The sequence below is a fragment of the Pseudoclavibacter chungangensis genome (assembly GCF_013410545.1).
Classification (GTDB): Bacteria; Actinomycetota; Actinomycetes; order Actinomycetales; family Microbacteriaceae; genus Pseudoclavibacter; species Pseudoclavibacter chungangensis.
Window position 1 is genome coordinate 666,851 of record NZ_JACCFV010000001.1, and the last position, 11,728, is coordinate 678,578.

The 11,728-nt window shown below is 70.9% G+C and carries 9 protein-coding genes; 8 read left to right on the forward strand and 1 reads right to left on the reverse strand.

Annotated features, from left to right (window positions below):
- Positions 1–86: 86 nt before the first annotated feature.
- A complete protein-coding gene (locus tag HNR16_RS02935; RefSeq protein ID WP_158040180.1) occupies positions 87–1,700 on the forward strand; it encodes a GMC family oxidoreductase in 1,614 nt (537 codons plus the stop codon).
- Positions 1,701–1,946: 246 nt separating this feature from the next.
- Here HNR16_RS02935 and HNR16_RS02940 read toward each other — a convergent pair whose 3' ends face one another.
- The gene (locus HNR16_RS02940; RefSeq protein ID WP_158040179.1) at positions 1,947–3,428 is read right to left on the reverse strand and encodes an aldehyde dehydrogenase family protein; all 1,482 of its coding nucleotides are present in this window, start codon (positions 3,426–3,428) and stop codon (positions 1,947–1,949) included.
- Positions 3,429–3,580: 152 nt separating this feature from the next.
- Here HNR16_RS02940 and HNR16_RS02945 point away from each other — a divergent pair, with 152 nt between their 5' ends.
- From HNR16_RS02945 to HNR16_RS02975, 7 genes are all read left to right on the forward strand, one after another.
- A complete protein-coding gene (locus tag HNR16_RS02945) occupies positions 3,581–4,582 on the forward strand; it encodes a LacI family DNA-binding transcriptional regulator (RefSeq protein WP_158040178.1) in 1,002 nt (333 codons plus the stop codon).
- Between the two features lie 227 nt (positions 4,583–4,809).
- A complete protein-coding gene (locus tag HNR16_RS02950; RefSeq protein ID WP_158040177.1) occupies positions 4,810–5,913 on the forward strand; it encodes a sugar ABC transporter substrate-binding protein in 1,104 nt (367 codons plus the stop codon).
- The gene (locus HNR16_RS02955; RefSeq protein WP_158040176.1) at positions 5,910–6,956 is read left to right on the forward strand and encodes an ABC transporter permease; all 1,047 of its coding nucleotides are present in this window, start codon (positions 5,910–5,912) and stop codon (positions 6,954–6,956) included. Before HNR16_RS02950 ends, HNR16_RS02955 begins: the two co-directional genes overlap by 4 nt.
- Positions 6,953–8,470, forward strand: a complete 1,518-nt coding sequence (locus tag HNR16_RS02960; RefSeq protein WP_158040175.1) for a sugar ABC transporter ATP-binding protein — start codon at positions 6,953–6,955, stop codon at positions 8,468–8,470. Before HNR16_RS02955 ends, HNR16_RS02960 begins: the two co-directional genes overlap by 4 nt.
- A 1-nt stretch (position 8,471) precedes the next feature.
- A complete protein-coding gene (locus tag HNR16_RS02965) occupies positions 8,472–9,479 on the forward strand; it encodes an ABC transporter permease (RefSeq protein ID WP_158040174.1) in 1,008 nt (335 codons plus the stop codon).
- A 49-nt stretch (positions 9,480–9,528) separates the two neighbouring features.
- Positions 9,529–10,563, forward strand: coding sequence for an aldo/keto reductase (locus HNR16_RS02970; RefSeq protein WP_158040173.1), 1,035 nt, complete (start codon positions 9,529–9,531; stop codon positions 10,561–10,563).
- On the forward strand, positions 10,560–11,681 hold the full coding sequence (locus HNR16_RS02975) for a 2,3-butanediol dehydrogenase (RefSeq protein ID WP_225737822.1): 1,122 nt from the start codon (positions 10,560–10,562) through the stop codon (positions 11,679–11,681). Before HNR16_RS02970 ends, HNR16_RS02975 begins: the two co-directional genes overlap by 4 nt.
- Positions 11,682–11,728 lie beyond the last annotated feature (47 nt).

The window sequence follows — 11,728 nt, forward strand, 5'->3', positions numbered from 1 at the left end:
CGTGGTCCTTGACAGTCCCGGTGCCGCTCCGGAAAATTGAGAAAGCGCTTACTCGCATCGTGGCGACAGCGTCGAGGAGGAAACCCGTGACCAACCAGCAAGCGTTCGACTACATCATCGCCGGGGGAGGGACGGCAGGAAGCGTGCTCGCCGGTCGGCTGAGCGAGGACCCGTCGGTCCGCGTCCTGCTCCTCGAGGCGGGACGCTCGGATCGCCACCCGTTCATCCACGTGCCCGCCGGGTTCGCGAAGCTCACGGCCGGCCCCTTCCAGTGGGGCTACTCGAGCGTTCCGCAGGAGCACGGCAACGGACGGCGGATCCCGCTCGCGCAGGGGCGCGTGCTCGGCGGCGGCGGATCCATCAACGCCCAGGTGTTCACGCGCGGGGTCGACGGTGACTACGACGGCTGGGCGAACGAGTACGGCGCGGAGGGCTGGTCGGCCGCCGATGTGCGCCCGTACTTCGTGCGCTCCGAGCGCAACAACCGACTCGCCGGACCGCGCCACGGCACGGAGGGGCCCCTCGGCGTCTCCGATCTCGCCTCGCCGCACCCGCTGTCGCGGGACTTCGTGAAGGCCGGGCAGGAGTTCGGTCTGCCCTACAGCAACGACTCCAACGGTGACCGCCAGGAGGGCATCGGCTTCTACCAGACCACGACGTACAACGGTCGGCGCTGCAGCGCGGCCGTCGCGTACCTCGGTGGGGGAGCCCGCAAGCGACCGAACCTCGTCGTCCGCACGCACGTCACCGTGTCGCGCATCATCGTCACCGACGGGCGTGCCACCGGCGTCGAGGTCATCGAGAACGGCACGCGGCACCGCTGCCTCGCGCGACGCGAGGTCCTCGTCGCGAGCGGCGCGTTCGGCTCCCCCAAGCTCCTGCAGCTCTCCGGCATCGGCGACCCCGCGGATCTCGCGGCGGCCGGGGTCGAGACGGTGCACGCACTTCCGGGTGTGGGCAAGAACCTGCAGGACCACTGCGATCTCGACATCATCGACGAGCTGAAGGACTACGCCAGCCTCGACCGGCTGAACAGGGTACGTCCCGCGACCGCGATCGCGGGCCTCGAGTACCTCGCGTTCCGCTCGGGTCCCCTCGCCTCGACGGTGGTCGAGGCCGGCGGCTTCAGCTTCGGCGACCCGAACGAGGCCACCCCGGATCTGCAGTTCCACTTCCTCCCCGCCGCCGGGGTCGAGGCCGGCATCGGGTCCGTGCGTCCCGGCTACGGGGCGACCCTCAACTCCTGCTTCGTGCGACCGCGGAGCCGCGGGACCGTGCGCATCGCGTCCGCCGACCCGACCGTCGCGCCGCTCATCGACCCGAACTACCTCGCCGACGAGCGCGATCTCGAGATGGCCGTCGTCGGGGTCGAGCAGAGCCGCGAGATCATGGCGCAGCCCTCCATGGCGCGCAACATCAAGAAAGAGCACATCGGCGACGGCAGTCCCGTGCGCACGAAGGACGAGCTCGTCCGGTTCGTGCGCAACTTCGGCCGCACCTCCTACCACCCCGTCGGGACGTGCGCCATGGGCGTCTCGGACGACTCGGTCGTCTCGCCGCGTCTCCAGGTGCACGGCCTCGAGGGCCTGCGCGTCATCGACTCCTCGATCATGCCGCGCATCGTGAGCTCGAACACGCAGGCGCCGACCGTGATGATCGCCGAGAAGGCGGTCGACATGATCCGCGAGGACGCTCGCTGACACGAACGTCGCGAACGCCACGAACGCCACGAACGGGCGGGCGGTGCCGGACGAACCTCGTCCGGCACCGCCCGCCCGCCGCGGACGCCCGACGTCGTGATCGGCCGGCGGACGGCTCCGGCCGTCGCGCCGCACTCGACACGTGTCCGCGTGGGCGGGACGACGAGGCGGGGCCCACCGTGCGCACGGTGGGCCCCGCCTCGTCGTCCTGCCTCGGTTCGTCCTCGCCTCGGTGTCGTCGATGCCTCAGGCGAGCGAGGTGCGGATCTGGATCGTCTTGACCTCGGTGAACTCCTCGAAACCGACCTGGCCCATCTCGCGCCCGTAGCCGCTGCGCTTGACGCCCCCGCCGGGCAGTTGCGGCGCACCGTCGATCGTCGTGTTCACCCACACCGTGCCGCTGCGCAGGCGACGGGAGACCTCGAGGGCGGTGTCGATGCTGCCGCTCCACACCGAGTTCGCGAGGCCGTAGTCGACGGCGTTCGCGAGGCGCACCGCCTCGTCGGTGTCGGTGAAGCGCGTCACCGCGAGCACCGGCCCGAACACCTCCTCCGAGAACAGCCGCGTGCCGGGGGCGACGTGGTCGACGATCGTGGGCGCGACGTAGAACCCGTCGCCGAAGGCACCCTCCGTGAGGCGCTCACCGCCCGACACGACGGTCGCGCCGTCCTCGCGGGCTCCGGCGACGAAGCCGAGCACGTCGTCGAGGTGCTGCTCGTGGATCATCGCGCCGACGGTCGCCTCCTCGTCGAGCGGCGCACCGACGTGCAACTCGGCGGCCTTCCGGCCGAGCACGGCCACGAACTCGTCCGCGATGTCCTCGTGCACGAGCAGGCGGGCGCCCGACACGCAGCACTCACCGGAGTTGAACGTGACGGCGAACAGCACGCCGTCGGCGGCCTTCTCGAGGTCCGCGTCGGGGAAGACGATGCTCGCCGCCTTGCCGCCGAGTTCGAGGGAGAGTCGCTTGAGCGTGCCCGAGGAGGCCGCGACGATCGACTCGCCGACGGCCGTGCTCCCGGTGAAGGACAGGAAGTCCACCTCGGGGGAGCGCGCGAGCAGCTCGCCGACAACGCGCCCCGGCCCGGTCACGACGTTGAAGACGCCGCTCGGGAGGCGGGCCTCCTCGAGGAGCGATGCGACCTCGAGGGTCGTGCCCGCCGTGAGCTCTGACGGCTTGCAGACCGCCGTGCAGCCGGCGGCGAGCGCGAACGGGAGCTTCTGCATGAGGAGCAGGAGCGGGAAGTTCCACGGGGTCACCATCGCCACGACGCCGCACGGTTCGCGCGTCACGAGCCCCGTGAATCCGGGTCCGAGATTCGTGTGCACGTCGCCGTGTGTCGTGAGCGCGCACGCGGCCGCGTACTCGACGAGGCCGATGCTGCCCTCGACGTCGCCCCGGGCCGTCGAGATCGGCTTGCCCGTCTCCTCCGCCTCGATGCGCGCGAGCTTCTCGTGGTCGCGTCGCATGAGCGTCGCGAGCGTCGAGAGCACGCGGGACCGGGCCTGGCCCGAGATCGTCGGCCACTCGCCCTCGTCGAACGCGCGGCGAGCGGCGTCGATCCCGCGCTGGGTCACGTGCTCGTCGGCGCGCGCGAAGCGGGCGACGAGCTCGCCCGTCCCGGGGTTTCGCCGTTCGAACGGCTCCGAGTCGAGATGCTCGGTCGCGCCGTCGATGACGACACCGTACGACTTGACCCGGTTGATGTCCGTGTGGGTTGCTGCCATAGGAACTCCTTGGGTAAGCGCTTACTCAATTTGGCGCGCGGCGGTTGCAGCGTATCACCGCGCTCGGTGCGACGGGAGTCTCGACGCCTCGGCTCTGAGGAAACCGTTTACTGATCGACTAGGCTCCCTGTGGAATCACGGAAGGATCCCCAATGGCGCGAGAATCCACCCGGCGGGTCACGATCCAGCACGTCGCCGACGAGGCCGAGGTGTCGATCGCGACCGTCTCGCGCGTCGTGAACGGCGACGCGAAGGTGAGCCCGGTGCTCGCCGAGCGGGTTCGCGAGGTCGCCGGCCGCCTCGGCTACCGGCCGTTCGCAGCGGCGAGGGATCTCGCCTCGGGGCACTATCGCAGCATAGGGGTCGTCGTCCCCGACCTCGGCAACCCGTACTTCTACGACGTCATCAAGGCGACGAGCGTCGGCGCCTCGGCCGAGGGGTATCGGCTCGTCATCTCCGATTCGGGGGACGACCCGGCCGTCGAACTCAGCATCGCCCGGGAACGACTGTCACAGGTCGACGGACTCCTGTTGCTCTCGTCGCGCATCGACGCCGACGGTCTCGCGACGCTCGCCCGAGCGACCACGCCCGTGACGCTCGTGAACCGCGTGGATCCCGAGTCCGGCCTGCCCGCCGTCGCGGTCGACAACTTCTCGGCCATGCTCGGCCTGTGTCACCACCTGTCCGTGCTCGGGCACCGACGGGTCGTGTACCTCGCGGGTTCCGCGAACGCGTGGCAGAACCGGGAGCGGTGGCGCGCGATCGAACAGGCCCGGGTCATGGGGCTCGAGGCGACGCGCATCGATGTCGCGGCGACGATCGAGAGCGGTGTCGCCCACGCGGAGGCCGCGCTCGAGACGAAGCCCACCGCGATCATCTGCTGCAACGACCTCATCGCCGTCGGGCTGCTCACGAGGCTCCGTGAGCTCGGGGTCCGCGTGCCCGAGGACGTGTCGGTGACGGGATTCGACGACATCGATTTCGCCCAGCACACGGTGCCGACGCTCACGACCGCCGTGAGTCCCCGGGCCGAGCTCGGCGACCGCTCGTGGCGTGTGTTGCGCGCGCTGCTCGCGGGCGAGCAGCCGCCCGCGGTGCCACTGCTCCTGGCGACCGTCGTGCACCGTGGCTCGACCGGTCCGGCGCGCGACTGACCGAGGCCCGCTCCGAAGTCGTGCTTGCGCGTTCCGTGCGGGGGTCGTATGGTCCATGAAAGCGCTTACTAGCCCGATTCGCCGCCCCCGGTCGAGAACGATCTCGTCGAGGGAAGCTCGGATCGGCGAAGCTTGACTTTGTGAGTAAGCGCTTACACGATGCGAGTCCCACGGGACGACGTTTCAACGAGGAAACCAAGCATCACCTGCACCGTAGGGAAGATTCAATGAGGAATTCGTTCAGGGTGGCCGCCGTCGCGGCCGGTCTCGTCACCGTCCTGCTCGGCGCGACCGCGTGCGCCGACGCCGTCTCGAGTGGCGGCGGGAGCGGCGAGGCCGGGCAGTGTGCCCCGGAGGACGTGCAGCTCGTGCAGTCGGGCCGCGGACTCGACAACGAGTACTACGTCGCCGTCGACGCGGCGGCACGCGCGTTCGCGGCGTCGCAGGGGCTCGAGGACAACTATCACTGGATCGCGAGCGACGGCGACTCGTCGAAGCAGCTCCGCCAGATCAAGTCGATCCTCGCGAAGGGGGGCGAGTGCGTCGTGCTCAACGTCGACGCGAACGAGTCCTCGCTCGTGCCGTCGATCGTCAAGGAGGCAGAGAACGCGGGCGCCTGGCTCGTCACGCAGTGGAACCGTCCCGACGGGGTCGCGCCGGAGACGAGCGACTCGCCGAACTGGGTCGCGCACATGTCGGTGGACGGCGTGCCCCAGGGATACGAGACCGCGAAGGCGCTCTTCGAACGCATGGGCGGGAGCGGGTCGATCGTCGCGCTGCAGGGCATCCTCGACAACCCGCCGGCGAAGGAACGCTTCGAGGGCCTGCAGCAGGCACTCGAGGAGTACCCGGGCATCACGCTCCTCGAGGACCAGACCGCCGAGTGGTCGCGAACCTCCGCGCAGGACATCACCCAGACCTTCCTCACGAAGTACCCGGGCCAGATCGGCGGGGTGTGGGCCGCGAACGACTCGATGGCGCTCGGTGCGCTCGAAGCGATCAAGAACGCCGGCCAGCAGGGGACGATCGCGGTCTCCGGCATCGACGGACTGAGCGAGGCGATCGACCTCGTGCAGGATCCCGCGAGCGGCTACGTCGCGACGTCGCAGTCCACGGCCGCCGCCCAGGCCGCCTTCGGCCTCGCGATCGGCCTCGCGGCCGCCACGGGCCAGATCGACCCGAGCTCCGAGCCCGCCGAGCACCGCTCCTTCTATCTGAAGCCCCTGCCCGCGGTCACCCCGGACACGGCATCCTCGCTGCCCGACCCGGCCGATATCAGCGGGTTCGACCTGACGGACATCTGGTCGGAGGTCGGGGGGCCGATCACATGACCCGCCTCGACAAGACCATCAGTGCGGCCGCGACGGCCGTCCCCGAGACGGACACGCGCTCCGGCCGGGCCGAGCGACTGCGCGCGCTCGTGAGCTCCGAGCGGGTCCCCGTGCCCGCGCTCCTCGTCCTGCTCGTCATCGCGATCGTCATGCTCGTCGTGAATCCCGTCTTCCTGAGCCCGGGCAACCTCCGGGGCATCGCCGAGCAGAGCGCCGTGCCCATCGTCGTCGCGGTCGGGATGACGTTCGTGATCCTCATGGGTGGGATCGACCTGAGCCTGCCCGGCGTCATGGCGGCCGTCTCGCTCGTGACCGCGCTCACGCTCGCGAACGACCGCACGGGCCTCGACCTCGGGCTGTGGTCCATACCGCTCGGCTGCGCCGTCGGCGCGGCGCTCGGGCTCCTCGCGGGCCTGTCGGTCGCCGTGCTCAAGGTCCCGTCGTTCATCGTGACGATCGGGACGTGGCAGATCGGGCTCGGCATCGGCCTGCTCCTCTTCGGCGCGAAGCCCCCGCGCATCCTCGACGACGGCGTCCGCCAGCTCGTCAACGGGACCGTGCTGGGGGTCGCCGGCGCCGTGTGGATCGCGCTCGCGGTCGTCGTGCTCGGGTGGCTCCTCGAGACGCCCACCCGCTTCGGTCGGTACGCGTTCGTCATCGGCGGCAGTGAGGAGATCGCCCGGCTCTCGGGCGTCCCCGTGCGTCGCTACCGCGCCGCCTCGTTCGCGGTCGCGGGCGGGACGGCCGGCCTCGCCGCCGTCCTCGCGACACTCCGGACGGGCGTCGGCGACGTCGGAATGGGCGACAGCCTCCTGTTCACGACGATCGCGGGCATCGTGATCGGCGGCACCCTCCTGACGGGCGGCAAGGGCGGGGTCGTGCACTCCGTCGTCGGCGTCGTCGTGATCGTCGTCATCTCCAACGCCATGGTGCTCGGCGGCGTCAGTTCCTACATCCAGCAGGCCGTCCAGGGCGGCGTGGTCATCGTGGCCGCGGCCCTGTCGCTGTGGCGACTGCGCGCGAGATTGCGAGTCGTGAAATGAGCGGACAGCCCGTCCTCGAACTGCGGGGCGTCTCCAAGTCGTTCCCCGGGGTCGCAGCACTCACGGACGTGTCCATCGAGATCCGCCCGCACCAGGTGCTCGGACTCATCGGCGAGAACGGTGCCGGGAAGTCGACGCTCCTCAAGATGCTGACGGGGCTCGAACAGCCCGACACGGGCGAACTCCTCGTCCGCGGTGAGCGTGTCGCGCTCCGGGGCGTGACGGCCGCCAACGCACAGGGCATCGCCATGGTCTTCCAGGAGCAGTCGCTCCTCGAGAACATGCTCGTCGGCGAGAACGTGCTGCTCGGCACCGAGGGGCCCGCCGTCCGCTTCGGCGTCTACCGGTGGGGGCAGATCCGACGTCGCGCGCAGCACTACCTCGACGTCGTCGGCGGCGATCTGCGCGCGGGAGAACAGACGAGCAGGCTCTCGTTCGCGAAACGACAGATGGTCGAGGTCGCGAAGGCGCTCGCGACGGGCGAGCACGGCAACGACCAGCCCGTCATCCTGCTCGACGAGCCGACCTCCGTGCTCGAACACGACGAGATCCGAACGCTCTTCCGCATCGTGCGAGAGCTCACCGAGCGCGCGAGCGTCGCGTTCGTGTCGCACCGGCTCGAGGAGGTGCTCGAGCTGTGTGACCGCGTCTACGTCATGCGCGACGGTCAGGTCGTGCACGAGTGCGTGCCGCGCGAGGTCGGGCACGACGAACTCTTCGCGCTCATGGTGGGGCGCGACGCGTCCGAGGGGTACTACCACGACGAGCTGCAGCGGCCGGCCGACCCGGACACGCGCGTCGAGGTGCGCGGGGCGAGCGCGGGCGCGTTCGAGGACGTGTCGTTCTCGATCGCTCGCGGTGAGGTCCTCACGATCATGGGGGTGCAGGAGAGCGGGCGCGAGGACATCGGCCGGGCACTGTTCGGGGCGATCCCGCTGCGCGCGGGCAGCATCACGATCGACGGGGAGGCGGTCGCGTTCCGCAGCCCGGCCGACGCCGTGCGGGCCGGCATCGGCTACGTCCCGAGCGAACGCAAGGTCGACGGTGCCGTCCTCGGGATGAGCGTCGCCGAGAACCTCGTGCTCGCGCACCCCGAGGAGGTGAGCGTCGGGCCCGTGCTCTCGGCCCGGAAGGAGCGCGAGGCGGTCGCCGGATGGACCGAGCGGTTGCGCATCAAGACGCCCTCGCCGACAACCCCGATCCGGAACCTCTCGGGCGGCAACCAGCAGAAGGTCGTGCTCGCCAAGTGGCTGCAGGATCCCGATCTGCGCCTGCTCGTGCTCGACACACCGACACGCGGCCTCGACGTCGGCGCGAAGGCCGACGTGTACGCGCTCGTGCGCGAACTCGCGGCGAAGGGGCTCGCCGTCCTGCTCATCGCCGACACGCTCGAGGAGGGTATCGCCATGGGCCATCGGGTTCTGACCATGAAGGACTGCCGCATCACGGGCGAGTCCGCCTCGACCCCCGACGACCGCCCGGACCGGGCGGCCCTGCTCGAGAGGAGGGTGTGACGTGACCACGACCACCGAAACCGCCGCGCTCGCGATCGCTGCCCGTCAGGAGAACCGCACGTTCGGGGGACGCGTCCGGCGCCTCCACGAATCCGGGTTCGCGCCGGTCGTGCTCCTCGTGCTCCTCGTCGCGATCGTCGCGATCTACGACCCGTCGTTCCTGCGGGTCCGCAGCCTCATGTCGCTCCTCGAGCAATCGGCACCGCTCGTGCTGCTCGCGCTCGCCCAGGGCGTCGTCGTGCTCACGGGACGCATCACCCTCGCGAACGCGACCCTCGCGAGCCTCGCGGGCATCACGCTCGCGAAGCTCCTCGGCGCGTGGGGCGGGGCCGCGGTTCCCGCGGTCCTGCTCGGCGCCGTCGTCCTCGGTGCACTCATCGGCATCGTGCACATGGTCGCGCAGATCCCCTCCTTCATCGTGACGCTCGGGTTCATGGGCGTGTTCGCGGGGCTCTCGCTGTTCCTCTCGGGTGCGGACTCCGTGCTCGTGACCGACGGCTACGGCGCGGTCGAGTGGATCGGCTTCCGACTTTTCGGGATCCCGATCTCGTTCCTGCTCGTGCTGCTCGTCGCGGCCGTGCTCATGGCCGTCTACCGGTGGCTGCCGATCGGACGGGCGGTCATCGCGATCGGCCTCAACCAGCGCGCCGCCGCGTTCAGCGGGATCCGCGTCGACCCCGTCATGGTGTTCGTCTTCGCGCTCTCGGGGCTCCTCTCGGGGCTCGCGGCGGTCGTGCAGCTCGCACAGCTCCAGTCCGCGGGTGCGACGACCTCGGACTCGCTCCTGCTGCCGAGCATCGCCGCCGTCATCGTGGGCGGCTGCTCGATCGCGGGCGGTGTGGGCGGCATCGGCCGGATGGTGCTCGGGGCGCTCGTCATCGCGCTGCTCAGGGTCGGGCTCGATCTCGTGGGCGTCGATTCGGCGTACCAGCCCATCGCCTACGGCGTCATCGTGATCCTCGCGATCGCCGCGACCGTCGACCGCCGCCGGGGCAGTGTCGTCGCCTGAACGAACGCGGACCGCGACGGCGCGGTCCGCTCGACGAAAGGAGAACCGCATGCACGCGCACGAGACGAGGACGCTCGGACGCACCTCGATCGGGACGACGCTGCTCTCGTTCGGGGGCTCGCCGATCGGCAACTTCCTGCGACCGATGGATCATGAGGAGGCCCGGTCGCTCGTCGACGACGCCTGGGCACTCGGGACCCGCACGTTCGACACCGCGCCCCTGTACGGCCACGGCCTCAGCGAGCTCCGGCTCGGCGAGGCGCTCGCCGGACGGCCGCGCGAGGAGTACGTCGTCTCGTCGAAGGCCGGCCGCGTGCTCATGCCCGCGGCGCCCGGCAGTTTCGAGTCGGGGCTCTGGGCGGAGCCCGCACCGTTCCAAGCGACCTTCGACTACACGCGCGACGGCGTCCTGCGTTCGGTCGACCAGAGTCTCGAGCGGCTCGGGATCGACCGGATCGACATCGTCTACATGCACGACGTCGATCGGTACACGCACGGCGAGACGCAGCCCTCAGCGTTCCGGACGGCCGTCGACGAGGGTTTCGGGGCGCTCGCCGAACTGCGCGACCAGGGCGTCGTCGGCGCGATCGGCTTCGGTGTCAACGAGGCCGATGTGTGCGCGCAGGTCGTCCGCGAGACCGACACCGATTGCGTCCTCCTCGCCGGGCGCTACACGCTGCTCGAACAGGAGCCGCTCGACGACCTCCTGCCGCTGTGCGAGGAGCGTGGCGTCGGCGTGGTGCTCGGCGGGGTCTACAACAGCGGCATCCTCGCGACGGGTCCCACGGACCGATCGAAGTTCAACTACGCCCCCGCGCCGCCCGAGGTGCGTGCGCGGGTCGCGCGGATCGCCGAGGTGTGCGCGAGGCACGACGTGCCGCTCCCGGCCGCCGCGCTCGCGTTCGCCGCCGCTCACCCCGCCGTCGCGAGCATCTGCATCGGCTCGCGCACGGTCGCGCAGCAGCGCGAGACGGCGGCGCTCCTCGGGACGGTCGTGCCCGCGGAGCTGTGGGCGGAGCTGCGCGAGGCCGGTCTGCTGCGCGACGACGCCCCGACGCCCGAGTCGGCGGGAGCGTCCCGATGAGCGCGGCGGTCGGCGACGACGGGCGGATGCGGGCGGCGCGGTTCCACGGTCCGGGCGACATCCGCATCGAACGGATCGCGCGGCCGCCACTCCGTGGCGGTGCCGTCGAGATCCGTGTCGAGTGGTGCGGCATCTGCGGAACGGATCTGCACGAGTTCACGGACGGCCCGATCTTCTGCCCGACGCCCGACGATCCGCACCCGCTCACGGGGGAGACGTCGCCCGTCGTCCTCGGGCACGAGTTCACGGGCATCGTGACTGCGATCGGTGACGGGGTGCACGGGGTCGCGAACGGTGAACGCGTTGCGGTCGAACCGCGGCTCGTGTGCGGCACGTGCGACGCGTGCCGTCGCGGCCTGCGCAATTGCTGCGCATCGGCAGCGACGATCGGCCTCGCGGGTGGCGGCGGCGGTCTCGCCGAGTACGTCGTCGTCGACGCGGACCTCGTCTTCCCGTTCGGTGAGCTCGGTGCCGAGGCCGGTGCGCTCGTCGAGCCGCTCGCGGTCGCGTACCACGCGATCCGGCAGTCGGGCTTCGAGGCGGGGGACACGGTGGTCGTCTTCGGCGCAGGGCCGATCGGACTGCTCGTGCTCGCCGTGCTCCGGGCACTCGGTGCCGGGCCCGTCGTGGTGGTCGAACCGACCGCGACGAGGCGCGCGCACGCCGAGGCGGGCGGCGCGGCCGCCGTGCTCGATCCGCGGGTCGACGACGTCGCCGGGGGCATCGCGGCGCTGACGGGCGGTGACGGCGTCGCGGTCGCGTTCGACTGCGCGGGCGTGGACGCGACGCTGCAGGGCTGCCTCGACGCCGTCCGGGCGGGCGGCACGGTCGTGAACGTCGCGATCCGGGGGCGCCCCGCGACCGTCGATCTCCTTCCCCTCGTGCTCAAGGAGGTGCGTCTCGTCGGCACGATCTGCTACGCGGGCGACCATGCGTCGGTCATCGAACTCCTCCGCGCGGGTCGCCTCGACGTCGGGCATCTCGTGACCGCCAGGATCGGGCTCGACGACCTCGTGGACGGTGGGCTGCGCGCGCTCCTCGACGACCACGGTGCCCAGGTGAAGATCCTCGTCTCGCCGGCGGCGGGCGCGACCGGCGCGAGCGAGGAAACGACTTGACGACGTCGCCGATCTGTTGAACGAACGACAAACAGATGCCTGACCCG